This window comes from Calditerricola satsumensis, assembly GCF_014646935.1.
In the GTDB taxonomy this organism is placed as follows: domain Bacteria; phylum Bacillota; class Bacilli; order Calditerricolales; family Calditerricolaceae; genus Calditerricola; species Calditerricola satsumensis.
In genome coordinates, this window is the sequence record NZ_BMOF01000001.1 from 97,665 (window position 1) to 118,675 (window position 21,011).

Sequence of the window (21,011 nt, forward strand, 5' to 3'; positions counted from 1 at the left end):
CGCTTTCAAAAGTACGCGATCTCTTCTACATTTTTAGGAAAAAGAGGGGGCTCGTCCTTGGTCGTTAGACGTTTGGGACAGCCCCTTTTTGTCTAGAGCCTGATGATCCCTTCAAACGAGCCTTCCAATATCTTCTTTCCCTCCTGGTTAAAGCACGCCACAGCGGCAGCGATTTCCGCTTTGCTTTCCTTCCGTTCATAACGGGTGACGGTAACTTCACAGCGAATCGTGTCTCCCGTATCCTTCGGGGTTCCTCTTTTGAGACAGCCTTTTTTGTCTTGTCGAACGGCGGCGAAGGGGCGACGAAAATTTTGGCGGTGCGCCGCGAATATCGTATAATTTGGGTAACCATCCCAAGGCGCGACAAAGGAGGCCCAATCCCGGTGCAGGACGCGGGGAAAACGAGACTGCGCGTCAAGATTTTCGGCCAGCACTACACCGTCGTCAGCACGGAACCGGCAGCCTTTTTGCACATGGTGGCCGGTCACGTCGACGACACGATGCGCCAGATCGCGGCGGCCAACCCGCGTTTGGACGTGACGCGGCTGGCCATTTTGGCCGCGCTCAACATCGCCGGCGAGTATTTCAAGCTCAAGGAGGCGTACGAGCGCCTGCTGGCGCAGGAGCGCGCGCCGGTGGCGTCGGTTCCGCGCGAATGAGCGGGCGAACGCTGGACCTCGTGGTGCTCGGTTTGGGGCTCTTGAGCGCGGCCGTGGGCTTTCGCCGCGGGCTGGTGCGGCAGGCGATGAACCTTGTTGGATTGGTGGCGGCCCTGCTCGTGGCGCGTCGTTATGCGTCCGACGTGGCCGCTCTTTTGGCGGACCGTTTTCCGGCTTTGGGACCCGGGGCCCTGGTGACGGGCGGCTCCTCCGCACTGGGGAGGGTCATGGCGCTCGTCCTCGCGTTTGTGGGCATCGTGCTGGCCGTCCGCCTGGCCGTCCGGTTTGCCGCGCGCGTCCTCGAGGGGCTGTGCGCCTTGCCGGTGCTCAGCGGCCTCAACCGCGCCGGCGGTGCCCTGTTCGCGCTGGCCGAATATGCATTGGCCGCGGCCCTCGTGCTGAACCTGCTGCGCCTCGTCCCCCATCCCGGCGTGGCGGCGATGCTGGCCGATTCCGCCTGCGCCCAGCAGGTCTTTTCCTGGACCGCCGCCCTCATGCGGTGGCTGTTGGACGGATGGCTTCCCGCGCCAGGAGGGCCGGCGAACACGGTGTAAAACGATGGCGCCACCTGCACCCTATAGACGGCTATCCGGAACATGCCCGCACAAGGAGGACCCGACGTGAACAACCGCGACATCGCCGCCGTGCTCCGGCGGATTGCCGATCTCCTGGACATCGAGGGCGACAACCCGTTTCGTGCCAATGCTTACCGTCGCGCCGCCCAGGCCATTGAGACCTGTCGCCAGCCGGTGGCCGAACTGGCTGACGTGACCGCGCTTCCGGGTGTGGGCAAGGGCGTGGCCGCCGTGGTGGACGAGCTTGTGGCCACAGGCCGTTCGACGCTCCTTGAGGAGCTGGAGGCGAAGATTCCCGCTGGCCTTCTCGCCCTCCTGCGCGTCCCCGGGCTGGGGCCGAAGAAGATCGGCGTGCTGTATCGGGAACTGGGCATCACCTCGCTGGCCGATCTGGAGAAGGCGCTGAACGAACAGCGCGTGCGCGCCCTGCCGGGTTTTGGGGCCAAGACGGAGCAAAACCTGCGCCAGGCCCTTCGTGCCGCCACCCAGCGGCCCGAGCGCCTGCCGCTGGCGTACGTGTTGCCCGTCGCCGAAGCGATCGAGCAGCACCTGGCGAGCCTGGAGGCCGTGGCCCGCTTTTCCCGCGCCGGGAGCCTGCGACGATGGAAGGAGACGGTGAAAGACCTCGACTTTGTGGTTGCCACCGCGTTGCCCGAGGAGGTGGCCGATGCCCTGGCGGCGATGCCCGGTGTGGCGCGGGTGATCGCCAAGGGCCCGACCAAGGTGTCCGTGGAGCTGGACCTGACCTGGCCGGTGACGGTGGATTTCCGCCTCGTGCCGCCGGAGGCCTTCGCCAGCGCCCTGCACCATTTCACCGGCTCGGCCGAACACCATGTCCGCCTGCGCCAGCGGGCCAAGGCGAAGGGGCTTTCGCTCAGCGAGTATGGGGCGGAAGAGGCAGCCAGCGGGCGCCGCATCGCCTTTGCGTCGGAGGAGGCGCTCTACGCGGCCCTCGATTTGCCCTACATTCCGCCGGAGCTGCGCGAAGGGGAGGACGAGATCGAGGCGGCCGAAGCGGGCCGCCTGCCGCGTTTGATTGCGGAGGCCGACGTGCGCGGCGACCTGCACCTGCACACCACCTGGAGCGACGGCGGCAACACGATCGAGGAGATGGCCGAAGCGGCTCGCCTGCGCGGGTACGCGTACATCGCCGTGACCGACCACTCCCAATCGCTGAAAATTGCCGGCGGCCTGTCGCCCAAGGAACTGGCCGCACAGCGCGAGGCGATCGCCGACCTGAACAAGCGGTGGGACGACTTTGCCGTCCTCACCGGCGTGGAAATGGACATCCTCCCCGACGGCCGCCTGGATTATCCCGACGACGTGCTGAAAGAGCTGGACGTGGTGATCGGGTCGATTCACCAGCGCTTCCGCCAAGACGCGGACACCTTAACCAAGCGGATCATCGGGGCCATTGAGAACACGCACGTGGACATCATTGCCCACCCGACGGGGCGGCTCATCGCGCGACGCGATCCCTACCCCCTCAACCTTGACGCCGTGTTCGAGGCGGCCCGGGAGACGGGAACGGCCCTGGAGCTGAACAGCAACCCCAACCGGCTGGATTTGAAGCCGGAGCACCTGCGCCGCGCCAAGGCGCTGGGGGTGCCGATTGCCATCGGCAGCGACGCCCACAGCGTGGCGGAGCTGGACAACATCCGCGCCGGAGTTGGCACGGCGCGGCGCGGATGGCTGGAGAAAACCGATGTCCTCAACACCCGCCCGCTGGATGCGCTTCTCGCCTACCTGCGTCGAAACGGCTGACGTTTCGGCGCTTTTCATTTATGAGCGGTATTGTAGCCTAAACGGAAAAACAAAAATCGTAGATCGTTAGGTCTTTGACGACTTCAAGAAAGACAAGGCGATCATAGAGTGAGATAGGGTCGACCGCGAGGGGATGGCGCAAGCCTCGCGCGGAACCGGGTCGACCCCAAAGGAAGGAGAAGGAGGTGGAACCATGTCGCATCGACGGGGGATTTTTGGTGGAGGGCTGTTCTCCATCATCATCGTGATCCTGATTCTCTTGTTCCTCTTTAACGATGATTTCTTCTGATAGAGGAACCGCTCACGCAGCAAAGCCGCCCTTTCCCTGGGCGGCTTTTGTATGCGGTCGGGCATAGGCGCCTGGCGGTTACTTGTTCGCGCCGTTTCCGTTTTGTCGGGCACTGCGGGAAAAGCGGAACGGCGTGGGGATGAACAGGTCGATGATCCCGATGACCAGGGCGGCCAGCAGGGCCCCCAGAATGGTGACCCGCACGCCGGGAACCAGGTACTGGGTGGCATAGATGACGATGGCGCTGACCAAGAAGCCGACAATCCCGCGGCTGTAGGGGGAAATGTTGTCCCCGAAAAAGCGCTCGATCACCCAGCCGATGACGGCGATGGCGAGCGCGGCCATGATGGCGTTGCCAAATCCGAACACCGAAAAGCCTGGCACGATGTACCCGACAAACAAAAGGACGAGCGCGGAAACGATAAAGCGAACCACCAACCCTAACCAGCGCATGGGTGTTGTCCTCCTTCGCGATTGTTCAGCTTTAACGTTTCCCGTTCGCGCGCCGTTTATACCCGCGCGCCATGGAAAACGTTCGCTTTTGCCATTCCGACATGCGCGGCGAGGCGGGTTATAATGGGATGGAGAACGACGCGTGATACGCCAACGGGTCAGGAGGAGACGATGATTGACGAAAGGGCGCTAGAGGTCTTGGAATTCCCCAAAATTCTCGCCGCGCTAGCCGAAAAGACGGTGTCCCCGCTCGGCCGGGAAAAGGCGGAGGCGCTGCGGCCGTCGACGGACCCGGCCGTCGTGCGGACGTGGCAGGACGAGACGGCGGAAGCCGCGCGCCTCTTGCGCCACCACGACGCCGTCCCGCTGGCCGGCGTGCGCGACATTCGCCCCCTGGTCAGCCGGGCGCAAAAGGGCGGCACGCTGCTTCCCGATGACTTCGTCGCCATCGCCCAAACGCTGAAAACGGGGCGGCGGCTGAAGGCGTTTCTCCTCAAGGCCACTGCGGACGGCACGTACCCGCACCTGCGGGCGCTGGCCGAGCGGCTGGTCAGCCTGGCCGATCTGGAACAGGCCATCGGCGAGGCCATCGGCGAGCACGGCGAGGTGCTCGATTCGGCCAGCCCCGCGCTGCGCGCCATTCGCGCGGAGATCCGCGCCCTGGAAAGCCGCATCCGCGAGACGCTGGAGGGCCTCATCCGCAATCCGGCCACCCAGAAACTGTTGCAAGAGCCCTTGATCACGGTGCGCAACGGGCGGTACGTGCTGCCGGTGAAACAGGAGCACCGCGGGGCGTTCGGGGGGATTGTCCACGACCAATCGGCTTCCGGGGCCACGCTGTTTGTCGAGCCGCAGGCCGTCGTTGCCCTGGGGAACCGGCTGCGGGAGGCGCAGCGGCGCGAGGAGCGGGAGATCGCGCGCATCTTGGCGCAGCTGTCGGCCAAGGTGGCGGCGGCGGGCGAGGCGCTGCTCGCCAACGCCGAAACGCTCGGCCAGCTCGACTTTGTCTTCGCCAAGGCGCATCTTGCCCGGGAGCAAGACGCCGGCAAGCCGGCCCTCAACACAAAGGGCTACCTGGTGCTGCGCCGCGCCCGCCATCCGCTCATCCCCAGGGACCGGGTGGTGCCCATCGACGTGGAGCTGGGGCGAACGTTCACCTCCCTTGTCATCACCGGTCCCAACACCGGCGGGAAGACGGTGACGCTCAAGACGATCGGCCTTCTCACCCTCATGGCCCTGGCCGGGCTGCACATCCCGGCCGAGGCGGACAGCGACGTGGCCGTCTTTTCCGGCGTGTACGCCGACATCGGCGACGAGCAGAGCATCGAGCAGAGCCTCAGCACCTTCTCATCGCACATGACCAACATCATCCGCATTCTCCGGCGGGTCGACGCAAACAGCCTCGTGCTCCTCGACGAGCTGGGCGCCGGAACCGATCCGACGGAGGGGGCGGCCCTCGCCACGGCCATCCTCGACTACCTGCACCGCCGTGGCGTGCGCACGGTGGCCACCACCCACTACAGCGAGCTGAAGGCGTACGCCTACAACCGGACCGGCGTGATGAACGCCAGCGTGGAGTTTGACGCCGAAACGCTGCGCCCCACCTACCGCCTGCTCATCGGCGTGCCCGGACGAAGCAACGCCTTCGCCATCGCCCAGCGGTTGGGGCTGCCCGAAGAGATCGTGACCGCGGCCCGCAGCCAGCTTGGCGAAGACGAGCGGCGCGTAGAGGCGATGATCGCCTCGCTGGAGGAAAACCAGAGGCGCGCGGAGGCCGAGCGGCAAGAAGCCGAGCGGCTGCGGCGGGAAGTGGAACGCCTGCGCGACGAGCTGGCGCGGGAACGGGAGCGGTTTGCCCAAGAAAAGAACCGCCTGCTCGAAAAGGCGGAGCGAGAAGCGAACCAGGCGGTGGAGAGGGCACGGCGGGAAGCGGAGGCTATTCTGGCCGAGCTGCGCGAGCAGGCCAAGGCGGAACAGGCGTCCATCCGCGAACACCGCCTCATCGCCCTGCGCAACCAGCTGGACCGCGCGCGCGTGCGCTTTGCGCGGGAGGCGCCTCCGCGCCCGGCACGGAAGGCCAATCCGCGACCGGTGCGCGAAGGCGACACCGTCCGCGTGCTGACCCTTGACCAGAAGGGCACGGTGCTCGAGAAGGCCGGGGACCAGGAGTGGCTGGTGTCCGTCGGGCTGATGAAGGTGAAGGTGAAGGAACGGGACCTCGAGCTCCTTGAGGGAGAGCCGCAGGAGGAATGGGTGCCGGTCGCGGCGGTGAAGGGCGGCGGAAGCGCGGTGTCGCCCGAGCTCGATCTTCGCGGGCATACCGTGGAGGAAGCGCTCGTGGAGCTGGACCAGTATCTCGATCGCGCCCTGATGGCCGGGCTGCACCAGGTCACCGTCATTCACGGCAAGGGGACCGGCGCCCTGCGCAGCGGCGTCCAGGAGTTCCTCAAGCGGCACAAACACGTGCGCGCCTTCCGCTTGGGCGGTCCTGGCGAGGGCGGATCGGGCGTGACGGTGGTGGAGCTGGGCTAGCGCGTTTCGTCGGCGCGCAGGGCCGACGGCTGGGTGTACCGGTAGGGTGCAGAAAGCACGGCGATGGCCGGGTGACCCAAGGCGACAGCGGGGAAGGGAGATGGCCCATGTTTCTGGAACGGCTATCCAAATGGCTGCTGATCGTCGCGGCGATTTTCTTGCTTGGGGGAGCCCTGTATTGGGCGTATTTCGCGTAGACCGGAGGGCTTGTATGACGCGACGGGTGCTTGTCCTGGTCGAGCGATTGGGGGCAACGGGCGATGCCGGGGCGCTGCGCGCAGCCCGGCTGACGGCCCATCTCGGCGAATGGGGCTGGGAGCCGGTTGTCGTGCATCCGGAGGGGGACGCGGTGGCCCTCGACGAAAACACGGCGCGGCGTCTCCTTGCGGTGGTGCGCGTGGTGGATCCGCCGCTCATCGGCCGAACGGGGGCATCCTCCCAGGGCATTCGCTGGCTGCTCGGCGTGACGCGGGTTGCCGCGCGTGTGGCGAAGCGCTTTGCCGTGCAGGCGATTCTGTCGACGGGGAGCGCGTGGTGGGCGCACGCCGCCGCGTGGCGCCTGAAGCGGGGCACAGGTTTGCCGTGGCTGGCCGACGTTCCCACCCTGCCGGATTGGGTGCAGGACGATACGGGAGGCGGGCGGACGGTTCGCCTGTGGCGGTCGCTGTATCGGGCGGCGCTGCGCGGTGCCGACGCGCTTACCGTGCCGTCGGCGGCCCTCGCTGCCGCGCTACAGCCGGTGGCGGATCCCCCGGACCTCGCGGTGATTCCACCCGGTTTTGATCCGGGCGAATGGAGGGGCACGCCGCCGGAAGAACGGGCGAAGGGCTTTGTCGCCGTCCACGTGGGCGGATACGGGTTGGACGACCCGCCGTGCGGCCTGATGCCCGTGCTGAGCGCCCTGGAGGCGTTGCATCGCGAGCCCGTGTTTCGCCGCGAGCGGTGGGCGGTTCGCCTGGTTGCGGAAGGGCGCGATGCCCGCTTCGCCGATGCCCAGCAGTGGGCGCAGGGGGCGCGGAAGCCCTGGTTGACCATCCAGACCGCGGTGGACAGGGACGCCGTGCTGGCGGCCATGCGCGGGGCCAACCTGCTCTTGTACGTGGGAGGCGGCCGGCGCGGGATCGTCCTGCCCGACCACGTGGGCGATTACGCCGCCTGTGGCCGTCCGGTGTTGGCGGTGGCCAGCCGCGAGGAGGCGGCGGAATTGGCCCGCGCGGGCGTGGCGGCGCACTGGGTCGAAGCGGACGACATGGCCGCCTTTCGCCTTGCCTTTTACCGCGCCTATCGCTTGTGGAAGCGCGGGGTGGCGGCACCGCGCCGTCGCGCGGCGGAGGCTGCTGCCGCTTTGCCGTGGAGGGAGCGGGCGCGCCGGCTGGCGGCGATTCTCGACAGCCTCGTGATGATGCGCGCAGGGAGGGCCAGACAGCAAAAAGCCGTCACGGAAGGGTAATCCGTGGCGGCTTTTTTGCACGTGTGAGGGAGCTTGGGGTTTTCTCGCGGCTAAGGCGTCATCGTTGACGGAGTGCGGTTCACGCGAAAATGGTCGACGATGGCCTGCGCCGGGCGCCAGGCCAGCTCGCGTAAGGGGGTGACGAGGGCCGCCAGACGTCTTCGTTCCTCTTCGCCCGCTTCAAGCTTGCGCAGGGCGGCTTCGACCAGCGCAGCAGTGGACACCGTTTCGGTGGTCCCGACGGGCGCGTCGCCCAGTTGGCGCAGGAAATGGTCGATTTTCGGGTCATACGAGATGCCGACCATGGGCACATGCTGCGCGGCGGCGAAAACCAACGCGTGAAGGCGCACCCCGATGACAAGGGCCGCCCGACCGATGAGGCCCAACCATTGGGGTGGCGTGAGCGGGCTGTCGAGCAGCACGGTTTGTTTGCGGCGGCGCATCAAGCGTTGCACCGTTTGGCAAGCGCGCACGTCGTTTGGCGGGTGCAGGGGCAGGAGGACGACGGCGTAACCGCGTTCGGCCAGCCGGTCCAATGCGGCGGCAACTTCGGCGAGAAAGCGATTGTTTCGCCAATGGCGCACGCTGACGGCGACAAAGGGAGCGGCCAGGTTGTGCGACGCGACGATGGCGTCGATTTCCTGGGAGGGAGCCGGCTGTAAGGTCAACACCGGGTCGGCGACCAATTCGATGCGGTCGCGGGCGATGCCCAGTTCGGCCAGCAGCTTGGCTGATCCCTCGTCTCGCACGGAGATGTACGCAGCGCGCCGAAACGTCGAGCGGATTAAGGGATAAAATCGCCGCTGGCGAATTGGGCCGATGCCCTGGGCGTAGATGAACACGGGCTGCCGGCACCACTGGGCCATGGCAATGATTCCGGCATAATACGGAATGGATCGAAAGCCGCTGGCGTCCTGAAGCAAGCTTCCGCCGCCGCTCACCAGGGCGTCGGCGTTCCTCAGCGCGCGGTATACGGAGAGCGGGTCCATCCGGTGCACGGCGTTGACGCGGTACAGGCGTGCTGTGGCCTCCGGCTGAGCCGACAGCACGGTGATGGCGATGGCGGGGTCAAACCGGCGCAACGACGACACGATGGCGTGCAGGATCGCTTCGTCCCCCGCGTTGTTGTACCCGTAATAACCGGATAGGACGACGTGCAAGTGCACCCGCCTCCTTTGGCCGCATCCCGCGCGCATGGCGCATGCGGTTCGGATGGAAAAAGTTGAATGCCCCATGCCCCGCGGCGGCACGACGACCGTGGACATACTGGAAGATGACGATTTTTCGATAACAACGGTAATTGTATCGCATGTTTTGCCAAAGGGACAAGGAGGCGACCCGAATGCGCGGGGCGGGTCGATCGCGGGCGCGGCAGTGGGTGTTGGAGCTGCTCGTGTGTGGAGGGATCGCCCTGTTGGGAATCGGCGGCTATGCCGCGTGGCGGTACGATCAGATGGGTGCGCGTGGGAACGAGCCGCAGCCGCGCGCCGTTGAGGTTCCTTGGCAGGCGACCGTGTCGCCACCACCGGTGGGCGCCGCTGAGGCCACGTCACCAGGAGAGCCGTTTACGGTGGCGGTGCTCGGCATCGATTCGCGCGGGGAGCGGCGTTCGCGGGCGGACACCGTGATGGTGGCCGCGATCAATCCCCGCACAAGGCGCGCCTACGTCGTCTCCATTCCGCGAGATACGTACGTGCACATCCCGGGGCGCGGCCCCGACAAGCTCAACCACGCGATGGCGTACGGCGGCCCGGTGTTGGTGAAGGCGACCCTGGAGCGGCTTTTGGTGCTTCCGATTCACCATTATGTCGTCGTCGATTTTGCCGGTTTTCGTCGCCTGGTGGACGAGCTAGGCGGCGTGGAGGTGAACGTGGCCAAGCCCATGAAATACCACGATCCCGCCGACGGCACGACGATTGACCTGTATCCCGGGAGGCAGGTGCTCAATGGCGACCAGGCATTGGGGTACGTGCGCTACCGCCTGAGCGACGTCGGCCGCAGCGACAGCGATTTTGAGCGCATACGCCGGCAGCAGGAGGTGTTGCGCGCGCTCGCCGACAAGGCGAACGACCTGCGCACGTGGCTCCACCTGTTTGCCGTGCTGAACATTCTTCGCGACCATGTCCACACCGATTTGACAACAGCCCAGGTCTTCCGCCTTGCGCGGGCTTTTGCCGGAGGCGTGTCGGAAAAGAGCCTCCAGTTGGACACCCTGCGCGGCGAGGACCGCCTCGTGCGCACGTCCCGCGGCCGGCGCGTCTGGTACACCTTTGTGTCGGAACGCACGCGACGGGCGGCGGCCGCACAGCTGCGGGCCGTTCTCGAAGGGGAAGCGCATCAGGGGGAACCGAGGAAAACGGAAGGGGAACCCGAACGGCAAAGCCGGTCAAGGGCGCGAGCGGAGGGATGAGCGGTGGCGATTCCCAAGGATTTGGAAACCCGAAAACTCTCTCCTTCCCTTCACGAAAACGTGGCGGTCCTCAACGCGGTGCTTGGCGTTGGCAAAAGCTTTGATGTGCTCCACCGTCAACTCGTCTACGGCGAAAAGGCGTGTGCCCTGTACTTCGTGGACGGGCTTGCCAAAGACGACATCATGACCCAGGTGATGCGCCACCTGGCCACCCTGCGTCCCGAGGACCTGTCCGTCGCCGCGGTGCGCCGCCTGCTCACCCAGCATCTGGCCTACATCGAACTCGGGGAAACCGATCGGATGGAAGAGGTGGTCACGGCGGTGTTGTCGGGCCCGCTCGTCCTACTGATAGACGGGAAGGCGTCCGCCGTGATCATCGACGCCCGCACCTATCCGGCCCGCGGTCCGGAGGAGCCCGACTTGGAGCGCGTCGTGCGCGGGTCGCGCGACGGGTTTGTCGAAACGATCATTTTCAACACCGCCCTGACGCGCCGACGGTTGCGTGACCCGTCGCTGCGCATGGAGCACCTCAGCGTTGGTCGGCGCTCGAAAACCGACATCGTGTTGGCGTATATGGAGGACCTGGCCGATCCGGAGCTGGTTGACGAGCTGCGGCGGCGTCTGCAGGATTTGGACATTGATGGGCTGCCGATGGCGGAAAAAACCCTTGAGGAGTACCTGTTCAAGCGATGGTGGAACCCGTACCCCATGGTGCGCTACACGGAGCGCCCCGACGTGGCCGCGGTGCACCTGTTGGAAGGCCACGTCTTGATTTACGTCGACACATCCCCCAGCGTGATGATCACGCCGACGACGCTGTTTCATCACGTTCAGCATGCCGAGGAGTACCGCCAAAAACCGGTGGTCGGCGTCTATTTGCGCTGGGTGCGCTTTTTGCTGATGCTCGCCTCGGTCTTCCTGCCGCCGTTGTGGTTGCTCGCGGTCCTGGAGCCGGCGCTGCTGCCCGCTGTGGACGAGGTGGTTGACCTGCGGGACAAGGGCAAGGTTCCGCTGTTCTGGCAGTTCCTCGCCGCAGAGCTGGGCATCGACGCCCTTCGCATGGCGGCCATTCATACGCCCTCGGCGCTGGCTACGGCCATGGGCCTGGTTGCGGCTGTGCTCATCGGCGAGACGGCGGTCAAGGTAGGGCTGTTTACCCATGAGGTCGTGCTGTACATTGCCATCGCCGCCGTCGGCACCTTTGCGACGCCCAGCTACGAGCTCGGGCTGGCCAACCGCCTGGTGCGCTTGGCCCTGCTCGTCTTGGTGTGGGTGGGACACGCGTGGGGGCTGCTGTTGGGGCTTGTCGGCTGGTTTGCCGTGCTGGCCACGACGCGTTCCCTGAACACGCCGTACCTGTGGCCTTTGTTGCCCTTTCACGCGCGGGCGCTGTGGCAGGTGTTCGTGCGTACCCCCGTTCCCGCCAACCGGCACCGCTTCCGCGTGATCACCGCGGGGGACACCGATCGCCAGCGTCCCAATCCCAGGTAAACGGGCGCTGGCGCGTCCCCATCCGGGAGTCCAAGCACCGCGCGACAGAAATGACGTGAAATTCGTATTTGAAGGGAAAATGGGGCATGTTATAATTTCTATAGGTGATTGACCATTCATTGTCGGCATGCGTCGTTGCCGTCGCGCATAGACCACCCGTAGCACCCATGATGCGGGTGTTTGGCCAACTTGCCGCAACCCAAAGGAGCAAAAGGACGGGGGGATGGGGATGGACAAACCGTGGTTGCGCCACTATCCCAAAGGCGTGCCGCCGACGCTGTCGTATCCCGATGTGCCGCTGTTCCACTATCTGTTGGACGCGGCGGAGCGGGCGCCGGACCGGCCGGCAATCGGCTTTTTTGGAAAGAATTTGACGTATGCGGAAGTGGCCGACCGTGCCAAGCGGCTGGCGCGCGCCCTGCAGGCCCTCGGTGTGCAGAAGGGCGATCGCGTGGCCATCATGCTGCCCAACTGTCCGGCCAGCGTGATCGGTTACTATGGCGCGCTCCTGGCCGGTGCCGTGGTGGTGCAGACGAACCCGCTGTACACGGAGCGCGAACTGGAACACCAGCTCGCCGATTCCGGGGCGGAAACGATCCTCGTGCTGGACCAGCTCTTTCCGCGCGTGTGGAACGTGCGCGGAAAAACGTCCCTGCGGCGCATCATCACGGTCAGTTTGAAGGATGACCTGCCCTTTCCCAAGAACGTGCTCTACCCCTGGATGCAGCGCCGCCAAGGGCAATGGGTTCGCATTCCGAAGGATGCGGACGGCGTGTGGCGCCTGATGGATCTCCTGCGCGCCTACCCGCCCGAGCCGGAACCGGTGGCCATCGACCCCCGCGACGATCTGGCCTTGCTCCAGTACACGGGAGGAACAACGGGGACGCCCAAAGCAGCCATGCTCACCCATCGCAACCTGGTGGCCAACACCGAACAATGCATTGCGTGGATGGGAAACGTGGCGTACGGCCAAGAAGTGATTTTGGGGGTGTTGCCCTTTTTCCATGTCTACGGCATGACCGTGGTGATGAATTTTGCCGTGCGCACGGCGGCCAAGATGGTGTTGGTGCCAAAGTTTGACGTGAACGAGGTGCTGAAGCGGATCGAAAAAGAGCGGCCAACCCTCTTTCCTGGAGCGCCGACCATCTACGTGGCCCTCATCAACCACCCCGACATCCGGCGCTATGACCTGTCGTCGATCAAGGCGTGCCTCAGCGGGTCGGCACCGCTGCCGGTCGACGTGCAACAAAAATTTGAAGCGCTTACAGGTGGGCGCCTCGTGGAAGGGTACGGGCTTACGGAGACGTCGCCGGTTACCCACGCCAACCCGATCGATGGCCGACGCGTCGCCGGCAGCATCGGCGTGCCGTGGCCGGATACCGACTGCCGCATTGTCGATCCCCAGACGGGACAGCCCCTCCCGCCGCGCCAGATCGGCGAAGTGGCCGTGCGCGGCCCGCAGGTGATGAAAGGGTACTGGAACCAGCCGGAGCAGACGGCGGCCGTGCTCCGCGATGGGTGGCTGTTGACGGGTGACCTCGGGTACATGGACGAGGACGGGTATTTCTACATCGTCGATCGCAAGAAGGACATGATCATCGCCGGCGGATACAACATCTACCCGCGCGAGGTGGAGGAGGTGCTGTACGAGCACCCGGCGGTGCGCGAGGCGGCGGTCATCGGCGTTCCCGATCCGTATCGAGGGGAGACGGTGAAAGCCTTCATCGTGCTGAAGGACGGCGCCCATGTCACGGAACAGGAGCTGGACGCGTTTTGCCGCCAGCGGCTTGCGGCGTACAAGGTGCCGCGCATCTACGAGTTTCGCCAGGAGTTGCCCAAGTCCGCTGTAGGCAAGGTGCTGCGCCGCGTATTGCAGGAAGAAGAGCGGGGCAAGCGGGAGGAAGTTGCGGCGGCAACGTCGAAGGAATCCTGACGAGAAGGTTACGATAAAACGGACTCTTCATGGATTTCCGTCGCCCCATGTTCGCGGAGGGTGCGCACAATCGCGTCGCGCTGCGCGGGGTTGCGCACGCCAACGGTCACGAGACACCGTCCGGATTTGAGGTGTTCCTCGATCCGTTCGGCCGTGTAACGGTTGAGGCCGAGGTCAACAAGCGCGCCAAGGGCGCCGCCGGCCATCGCCCCGGCCAGGGCGTCAAGAAGGGGGCCCATCGCCAATACGGGTCCGACCCCGGGGACGAGCAGGGCGCTGAGGCCGAAGGCGGCTCCGGCGAGGGCACCGATGCCGCTTCCCCACGCGACGCCGTCGGTGATCGGGTCGCTGGAGGCGTCACGCGTAGCATCTGGAGAAGAGGGAAGATCGTTGGCCCTCACAACCAGCGAAAGGTCGGCCGGATCGACGATGGCGGTGAGGGCGTGAAAGGCGCGTTCGGCATCGGCGGGACGGTCAAAGGCGGCAATGAGATGGGGGTTCATGGCCAAACTCCTTTCTGGGCGGATTGTCGCCCCGAATGTTAGAGCGTCTTCAGGTACTCCTTGATCGCCTTGATTTGGTCCTCGTTGAGGCCGAGGCTGGGGAGTGCCGGCATCTGTCCGCGCCCGTTGCGCAGCACCTGATCCAGCTCGGCGTCGGACATCCGCTTGCTGACGCCGGCGAGTCCGGGGCCGACCTTGTTGACAGGGGTCACGTTGTGGCAACCGGCGCAGTTTTGCTGGAAGAGCTGGGCGCCATCATAGGTTCCGGCCGGGTTTTGCGCCGTCTCCTGCCGGTCGTTGATCGGCGTGGCCGTCAGGGCGTAGACGACGGCCCATACGGCCAGCGCGGCGTACGTAACGGCGAGGAAGCGGGGAACCCGCGCGTTGCCCATGCGGATGCCGCCGACGTTTTCCAAGGGTTCTTCTTGATCCGGAGCCGGACGGCTGGGCAGGTCGTCGTCTTCCCACGGGGCGCGCAGGGTGGGGGTGGAAGGTTTCTCCTCGCCTGGGCGAGAACGCTCGTCGCGCTTTTCGTCCATGGTTCTCCTCCTTGTGCCCTTCGGTTTAGCGCCCCTCCGCTTGTGGCGCCGGGCGCAGGCTCATCAGGTACGCGGCCAGATCCGAAAGTTCCTGGTCTGTCAGGTAGTCGTACCGGGGCATGTTGCTGCCGGGCAGCATCTCGCGCGGATTTTTCAGGTTGCGGATCAGCCATTCCTTGTTCCACCGCTTGCCCACCCACATCAGGTCGGCGCCGGTGCGCACGGTTCCCAAAAGCGGCGGCGCGTCATAGAAGTAGTCGCCCGCCGCCGAGACGGGGCCGAGGTTGCTGTCGGCCTTTACGGGGCGCACAAACTGCGTGTGGCAAACGTGGCACCCTTCCCGAATGTAAAGGGCCCGGCCGCGCGCCTCGGGCGTGTTGGGCGCGTAGTGGCGCAGCTCGGCGTTGGCGTTGGGTTTCTGCATGGAACTGTCGTAGAAGGGGAGGGTGACGGTGCCGATCACCCCCAGCAGGAACAGGGCCAACGACCCGAGCACGATGGGCGCAATCGACTTTTCCGCTTTGGACGACGCCATGGGCACACCCTCCTTTTGCGTGAGGCGATCAGGCGGTCGAGGCCGTCGGATGGGTCGCTTGTCGCGCGGGAGCCAGCGAACGGATGACGTTGTAGGCGAAGAGGAACTGGCCGATGACCATCAGCGCGCCGCCAAGGGCCCGGGCCATGGTGTAAGGCCGAAGGGCGACGAGCACTTCCACAAAGGCCGGTCCGTACTGTTTCCCGGACATCCACGCGAATCCCTGGATCAGTCCGGCGGTCCACATGCTGGAGGCAAAGAGCAAAAACCCGCCGACGGACAACCAGAAGTGGGCGTTCATCAATGCCGTGCTGTTGAGGGGCCGCCCGGTGATCTTGGGGAGAATCGTGTAGATGGCGGCGAAGCAGACGAAGGAGAAGGCCCCGAACAGGGGCAGGTGGGCGTGGCCGATGACCCAGTTTGTGAACTTGATGACCGAGCTGGGACCCATGAGGGATTGGAACGGGCCCTGCAGGCACGTGATGAGGTAGAAGATCACCCCGGTGAGCAAAAAGCGCAGCGGGATGTTGGTGGCCGCCACGTGCCACTTGCCCTTCATCGTGCCGAAGAAGTTGGCCACGACGGTCCACACCGGAATGATCATGAGCACGGAGGGGATGACCCCCGATTTCATCAACCACGCCGGCACCGGGCCGTTCTGGATGTGGTGCGGGCCGTTCCACACGTAGAAGGCGGCGATGGTCCAAAAGCCAATGAGCGACAGCCGGTGGCTGTAGAGCGGGTTGTTGGCCAGCTTGGGCAAAAGGTAGTAGATGATCCCCACGCCAACGGTGGTGAACCACAGCCCGATGACGTTGTGCCCGTAAAACCAGGCCATGTTGAAGCGTGGCACACCCGGAATCCAGCTCGGCGGCAGGTTGCCGACGATCCACAAGAGGGGCAGCCACAGGAGGGAACCCATGAAGTACCACAGGCTGACGTACAGCTTCTTCTCCCGCCGGCGGACGATGGTGGCGAAGCAAATCGTCGCGATCACGCCCATCAAGATGACCGCCACAATGTCCAGAAAGTAAGGGAATTCGGCGTACTCAATGACGTCGGTCATGCCGTTCATCAGCACCACGGCGCCGACGATGAGGAAGACGTTCCACAGGATGCCCCCGATCATCGCCAGGCGCGGGTACTGCAGGGGGGTCTTCGTGAGGGCCGGGATGATGTAGAACATGGCGCCCAGGTAGGCCATCGTCAGCCAGCCGAGGAGCACGAGGTTCGTGTGGATGGGGCGAATGCGGCCGTACTGCAGGTATTTCTGCAGCGGCCCAAAGGCGAGGAATTCCGGCCACACGTACTTGAGGGCGAGAATCAAGCCGAAGGTCATGCCGATCAAGAGCCAGACGATGGACGACAGGAACATGAACCGCACGACGCGGTAGGTGTTTTCGACAGAGGGTTGCACGGCGGTGGCTCCTTTCCCGGTGAGATCATCCTTAGGGTTTTCCAGGGAAGGAAGAACTATGCGCGCGGCATCGGAAGTCCCCCTGCAAATTCCCTCTTGACAAACGTTCTCGATTTTTCGTACAATGAAATCGACTGAATGCTCATTCATTTCAGGGGATTGGCGGGAGGAGACGCGGCGTGGCGAAACGAACGGGCGACAAGTACCAAGCGATCATCGACGCCGCCGTGCGCGTGATTGCCAAACACGGCTACCACAACGCCCAGGTGGCCAAAATCGCCCGTGAAGCCAATGTGGCCGATGGAACGATTTATCTGTATTTTCGCAACAAAGATGATGTGCTGATCTCGGTGTTTCGCGAGAAGATGGGCGAGTTCATCCACGCCACGCGCGCCCGCTTGGACCAGGTGCCAACGGCGGAAGAGAAGCTGCGGGAGCTCATCCGCATGCACCTTTCCCAGCTGGCGCAAAACTGGGACATGGCCGTTGTCACCCAGATCGAGCTCCGGCAATCCAATCCCGTGGTGCGCACGGAAATCCGCGAAACGCTCAGGCAGTATTATCGGTTGATTGAAGACGTGGTCCGGCAGGGGATGGCCGAAGGCGTCTTTCGGCGCGACGTCGACGTGCGCACGATCCGGATGATGATCTTTGGCACGCTCGACGAAACGGCGACGTCGTGGGTGATGAAAAAGGGAAAATTCGATCTCCTCGCGCAGGTCGATCCGATTCACCGCCTGCTGCTGTCTGCGTTGCGCAAGTCCGAACAACGGGAGGAGGAAACGGCGTGACCCTGACGCGATTTGCAGTAGAAAGGGAAGAGCGGGTGGCCATCGTGACCCTCGACCATCCGCCGGCCAACACGCTCGACACGGCGGCCATCGCCGAGTTGGGGCGCGTGCTGGAGGAGCTGGAAGCCGACGCGGCGGTCAAGGTGGTGGTGCTGACCGGGGCGGGGCGGTTTTTTGCAGCCGGCGCCGACATCAAGGAGTTTGTCGGGAAGACGCCGGAAGACGGGGAAGCGATGGCCCGCGCCGGCCAGAAGGTGATGGATCGCCTCGAGGCGTTTCCCAAGCCGGTCATCGCCGCGATCAACGGAGCGGCCCTCGGTGGCGGCCTCGAGCTGGCGATGGCCTGCCACATCCGCATCGCCGCCGACGTGGCCAAGCTGGGCCTGCCGGAGATCAACCTCGGCCTCATCCCCGGTTTTGGCGGCACGCAGCGCCTGCCGCGCCTCATCGGGCGGGGAAGGGCGACGGAGCTGATCCTTACCGGGGAGATGATCACGGGCGAGGAAGCGTTCCGCCTCGGCCTCGTCAACCGCGTCGTGCCCCTGGAGCGCCTGATGGACGAAGCGCGGGCGCTGGCCGAACGGATTGCCGCGAAGAGCGCCGTCACGGCTGCGCTCGCCCTCGAGGCCCTGCAGGGGGTTGAGGCGCCCTTGGCCGAGGGACTGGATCGCGAGGCGCGCCTCTTTGGCCGTGCCTTCGCCACCGCGGACAGCCGCGAAGGCGTGCAGGCGTTCCTGGAGAAGCGCCCGCCCAATTTCCGCGACCGCTGAGAGGCTTCCGGGAAGGCGATCACGCAACCAAAGGAGGAAAGGCCGATGAAGATCCTCGTCTGCCTCAAGCAAACCTTCGACACGGAAGAGAAGGTGGTCATCGAAAACGGGAAGATCAAGGAAGACGGCGTGGAATTTGTCATCAATCCCTATGACGAGTATGCCGTCGAAGAGGCGATTCAGCTGCGCGACCGCTTCGGCGGCGAGGTGACCGTGGTGAGCATCGGGCCGGATCGGGCGGAAAGCGCCCTGCGCACGGCGCTGGCCATGGGCGCCGACAAGGCCGTTCTGGTGAACGACCCGGCCCTCGACGGCGGCGACGAGGTGACGATCAGCAAGGTGCTGGCCGCCGTGGCGAAACGGACCGGTTTTGACATCATCCTGTGCGGCAACATGGCCGTCGACGACGGCTCGGCCCAGGTGGGCGCGCGGTTGGCCGAGCTCCTGGACATTCCGCAGCTGACCACCATCGTCAAGCTGGAGGTCGACGGCGGCCGCGTCTGCGCCGAGCGGGACGTGGAAGGGGACATCGAGGTCGTCGAGACGCATCTGCCCGTCCTCGTCACCTGCCAGCAAGGGCTGAACGAGCCGCGCTACCCGTCGCTGCCGGGGATTATGAAGGCGAAGAAGAAGCCCCTGGAGCGGCTCACGCTGGCCGATCTCGGGCTGGATCCGGCCCAGGTGGCGCCGAAGACGGCCGTCGTGGAGCAGTACCTGCCACCGAAGAAGCAGGCCGGGCGCATCCTGCAGGGCGAGCTGGCCGACCAGGTGAAGGAACTCGTGCACCTCTTGCGCACCGAAGCCAAGGTGATCTGAGCGAGCGGAACGCAAAGGAGGATGGATGGGATGAGCCGTACGGTCCTCGTGTTGAGCGAAGTGCGCGACGGGAAGCTGCGCAACGTCACCTATGAATGCTTGGCCGCGGCCAAGCGCATCGCCGAGGGCGGTCCGGTGGTGGCCGCCGTGTTCGGCACGAAGGCCGCCGCCTACGCGGAGGCGTTGGCCCAGCGCGGGGCGGACCGGGTGATCCGTGTCGAACACGCCGCCCTCGATGCGTACACCACCGACGCCTACGCCCAGGCCCTCATCCAGGTGATCGAAGCGGTCAAGCCCGACGCCGTCTTGCTGGGCCACACGGCGCTGGGGAAAGACCTGGCCCCGCGCGTGGCGGCGCGCCTCGATGTGGGGCTCCTTTCCGACTGCACGGATGTGGCGGTGGAAGGCGGCGAAGTGATCTTCACCCGGCCGATCTATGCGGGGAAGGCGTTCCAGAAGAAGAAGGTCCTCTCGGGCCTCCTCTTTGCCACCATCCGGCCGAACAACATTCCGCCGCTGGAGGCGGACGCGTCGCGCCAGGCGGTCGTGGAGACGCTGGGCGTGGTGATTGAGAACGTGCGCACGGAGGTCAAGGACGTCGTGCGCAAGACGGCCCAGGGCGTCGACCTGTCGGAGGCCAAGATCATCGTCTCCGGCGGCCGCGGCGTGAAGAGCGCCGAAGGGTTCAAGCCGCTGTACGAGCTGGCCGAGGTGCTCGGCGGGGTGGTGGGGGCCTCCCGCGGGGCGTGCGACGCCGGTTATTGCGATTACGCCCTGCAGATCGGGCAGACGGGGAAAGTGGTGACGCCCGACCTCTACATCGCCTGCGGCATTTCCGGGGCCATCCAGCACCTGGCCGGGATGAGCAACTCCAAGGTGATCGTGGCCATCAACAAGGACCCCGAGGCGCCCATCTTCCAGGTGGCCGATTACGGCATCGTCGGCGACCTCTTCGAAGTGGTGCCGCTCCTCACCCAGGAACTGCGCAAGGTGCTGCAGGAGGTGTGAGCCATCCGGCGGCGAAGCGGCGAACGGGTTCCGCAGTCTGAAGCCGGCTGAGCCGCCGTGAGACCAAAACCCGGACGGCTGTTGCCGCGCGATCCCTCGGGGTCGGCAACAGCCGTTTTTTTGCACCACCTGGCTGGACGGCGCGGTGCGGAACGGGGCAGGCCGCCGAGCGGAAGGATCGGAAGAGGCGCGTGGGGAAGTGGGATAACGGAGCGGAAGCGGCCCAACAGATCCGTTAGCGACGCAAGGGGGTTAAGGGTGATGGGCCAACGTTTCTGGCTGGCCATGCAGTTTTTGACGCGCGTTCCCGTTCCCCGCGGCGTGGCGTATGACGAGGCCGCCATGCGCGCCGCCGTCGGGTACTTTCCGCTCGTCGGGCTTATGCTGGGTTTGGGCTATGCCCTGGTCGATGCCGCCGGCCGCTGGCTCTTCGCTTCGCCGGCCGTCTCCAGCCTGTTTGTCGTCGGCTGCATGCTCGTGGTTACCGGCGCGCTGCACCACGACGGGCTGATGGATACCGCCGACGGCCTCCTGAGCAACAAGCCGCGGGAGGAGATGCTGGCCATCCTGCGCGACAGCCGGGTCGGGGCGATGGGCGCCTTGGCCGGCAGCTTTGCGCTCCTGGCCCACTGGGTGCTCGTGGCCGCCCTCCCGGAGCCCGTGCGCGTGGGGGTGTTGGCGGGCGCGCCGGCCTTGAGCCGTTGGGCGGTGGTGTGGGCGATGCGCCAGTGGCCTTACGCGCAAAAAGGCGGCAGCGTGGCCGGACGGCTTGGCCAGTCCGTCGCGGCGCGCACGGTGGCCGTGGCCACGGGATGGGTCCTGGTCGCGTGGGCTTCGGCCCTGGCTGTGCTGGCGCTGCCGCGCATCCGCACCGATGCCGCGCTCGCCTCTTGGATCGCCTTTGCCTTCCTGGCCCCGGCAGCGGTGTGGGGGACCTATCGCGGCGTGGCCCGCTTGGCTGCCGCGCGCCTTGGGGGATTGACCGGCGACGTGTACGGGGCGATCGCCGTGGCGACGGAGATGGCGGTGCTGGCGGTGGCCGTGGCGTGCTTTCGGTAGGGGAAGCAGCCGGGTGT

Annotated in this window: 19 protein-coding genes; 13 read left to right on the forward strand and 6 right to left on the reverse strand. The window is 65.5% G+C overall.

The annotated features are described in order from the left end of the window. The first annotated feature begins 383 nt into the window (after window positions 1-383). The 3 genes from zapA to polX all read left to right on the forward strand — a co-directional run bounded on the left by zapA (window position 384) and on the right by polX (window position 2,998). Window positions 384-659 carry a cell division protein ZapA gene (gene zapA, locus IEX61_RS00505; protein WP_054673363.1) on the forward strand — a complete coding sequence of 92 codons (276 nt, stop codon included), beginning with the start codon at window positions 384-386 and terminating at the stop codon, window positions 657-659. Beyond that, entirely contained in the window at window positions 656-1,213 is a 558-nt protein-coding gene (locus IEX61_RS00510) for a CvpA family protein (RefSeq protein ID WP_188816505.1), read from the forward strand. Before zapA ends, IEX61_RS00510 begins: the two co-directional genes overlap by 4 nt. A gap of 66 nt (window positions 1,214-1,279) precedes the next feature. After that, window positions 1,280-2,998, forward strand: coding sequence for a DNA polymerase/3'-5' exonuclease PolX (polX, locus tag IEX61_RS00515; protein WP_306302997.1), 1,719 nt, complete (start codon window positions 1,280-1,282; stop codon window positions 2,996-2,998). Window positions 2,999-3,365: 367 nt separating this feature from the next. Here polX and IEX61_RS00520 read toward each other — a convergent pair whose 3' ends face one another. After that, the gene (locus IEX61_RS00520) at window positions 3,366-3,740 is read right to left on the reverse strand and encodes a phage holin family protein (protein ID WP_054672656.1); all 375 of its coding nucleotides are present in this window, start codon (window positions 3,738-3,740) and stop codon (window positions 3,366-3,368) included. Window positions 3,741-3,914: 174 nt separating this feature from the next. Between IEX61_RS00520 and IEX61_RS00525 the strand changes: the two genes are divergently transcribed. Continuing rightward, window positions 3,915-6,272, forward strand: a complete 2,358-nt coding sequence (locus IEX61_RS00525) for an endonuclease MutS2 (RefSeq protein WP_188816536.1) — start codon at window positions 3,915-3,917, stop codon at window positions 6,270-6,272. Between the two features lie 211 nt (window positions 6,273-6,483). Then, the gene (locus IEX61_RS12590; protein WP_188816506.1) at window positions 6,484-7,722 is read left to right on the forward strand and encodes a glycosyltransferase; all 1,239 of its coding nucleotides are present in this window, start codon (window positions 6,484-6,486) and stop codon (window positions 7,720-7,722) included. Window positions 7,723-7,772: 50 nt separating this feature from the next. On the opposite strand, the gene csaB is transcribed toward IEX61_RS12590, so the two are convergent. Then, on the reverse strand, window positions 7,773-8,882 hold the full coding sequence (gene csaB / locus IEX61_RS00535) for a polysaccharide pyruvyl transferase CsaB (protein WP_188816507.1): 1,110 nt from the start codon (window positions 8,880-8,882) through the stop codon (window positions 7,773-7,775). Window positions 8,883-9,064: 182 nt separating this feature from the next. Here csaB and IEX61_RS00540 point away from each other — a divergent pair, with 182 nt between their 5' ends. The 3 genes from IEX61_RS00540 to IEX61_RS00550 all read left to right on the forward strand — a co-directional run bounded on the left by IEX61_RS00540 (window position 9,065) and on the right by IEX61_RS00550 (window position 13,556). Beyond that, entirely contained in the window at window positions 9,065-10,132 is a 1,068-nt protein-coding gene (locus IEX61_RS00540; protein ID WP_054669597.1) for an LCP family protein, read from the forward strand. 3 nt (window positions 10,133-10,135) lie between these two features. Next, window positions 10,136-11,623 (forward strand): spore germination protein, encoded by a 1,488-nt coding sequence (locus IEX61_RS00545; protein ID WP_054669594.1) that lies wholly within the window; start codon window positions 10,136-10,138, stop codon window positions 11,621-11,623. 229 nt (window positions 11,624-11,852) lie between these two features. Beyond that, entirely contained in the window at window positions 11,853-13,556 is a 1,704-nt protein-coding gene (locus tag IEX61_RS00550; RefSeq protein ID WP_308423707.1) for a long-chain-fatty-acid--CoA ligase, read from the forward strand. Between the two features lie 8 nt (window positions 13,557-13,564). On the opposite strand, the gene IEX61_RS00555 is transcribed toward IEX61_RS00550, so the two are convergent. Genes IEX61_RS00555 through IEX61_RS00570 form a run of 4 tightly spaced genes read right to left on the reverse strand, consistent with a single transcriptional unit; the run spans window position 13,565 to window position 16,550 of the window. Next, window positions 13,565-14,059, reverse strand: coding sequence for a DUF1269 domain-containing protein (locus IEX61_RS00555; RefSeq protein ID WP_054669592.1), 495 nt, complete (start codon window positions 14,057-14,059; stop codon window positions 13,565-13,567). 38 nt (window positions 14,060-14,097) lie between these two features. Next, a complete protein-coding gene (locus tag IEX61_RS00560; protein WP_054669589.1) occupies window positions 14,098-14,598 on the reverse strand; it encodes a c-type cytochrome in 501 nt (166 codons plus the stop codon). A 25-nt stretch (window positions 14,599-14,623) separates the two neighbouring features. After that, entirely contained in the window at window positions 14,624-15,133 is a 510-nt protein-coding gene (locus IEX61_RS00565) for a cbb3-type cytochrome c oxidase subunit II (protein WP_054669585.1), read from the reverse strand. A 28-nt stretch (window positions 15,134-15,161) separates the two neighbouring features. Then, complete coding sequence (locus IEX61_RS00570) at window positions 15,162-16,550, reverse strand: cbb3-type cytochrome c oxidase subunit I (protein WP_054669582.1); 1,389 nt, start codon at window positions 16,548-16,550, stop codon at window positions 15,162-15,164. Window positions 16,551-16,729: 179 nt separating this feature from the next. On the opposite strand from IEX61_RS00570, the gene fadR reads away from it, so the two are divergent. The 5 genes from fadR (at window position 16,730) to IEX61_RS00595 (ending at window position 20,994) form a co-directional block, all read left to right on the forward strand. Further along, window positions 16,730-17,341, forward strand: a complete 612-nt coding sequence (gene fadR, locus IEX61_RS00575) for a fatty acid metabolism transcriptional regulator FadR (protein WP_188816509.1) — start codon at window positions 16,730-16,732, stop codon at window positions 17,339-17,341. A 2-nt stretch (window positions 17,342-17,343) separates the two neighbouring features. After that, window positions 17,344-18,111 (forward strand): enoyl-CoA hydratase, encoded by a 768-nt coding sequence (locus IEX61_RS00580; protein WP_188816537.1) that lies wholly within the window; start codon window positions 17,344-17,346, stop codon window positions 18,109-18,111. A gap of 45 nt (window positions 18,112-18,156) precedes the next feature. Continuing rightward, entirely contained in the window at window positions 18,157-18,927 is a 771-nt protein-coding gene (locus IEX61_RS00585; RefSeq protein ID WP_054669575.1) for an electron transfer flavoprotein subunit beta/FixA family protein, read from the forward strand. A gap of 30 nt (window positions 18,928-18,957) precedes the next feature. Then, on the forward strand, window positions 18,958-19,935 hold the full coding sequence (locus IEX61_RS00590) for an electron transfer flavoprotein subunit alpha/FixB family protein (RefSeq protein ID WP_054669572.1): 978 nt from the start codon (window positions 18,958-18,960) through the stop codon (window positions 19,933-19,935). Window positions 19,936-20,196: 261 nt separating this feature from the next. Further along, the gene (locus IEX61_RS00595; RefSeq protein WP_188816510.1) at window positions 20,197-20,994 is read left to right on the forward strand and encodes an adenosylcobinamide-GDP ribazoletransferase; all 798 of its coding nucleotides are present in this window, start codon (window positions 20,197-20,199) and stop codon (window positions 20,992-20,994) included. The last annotated feature ends 17 nt before the right edge of the window (window positions 20,995-21,011 follow it).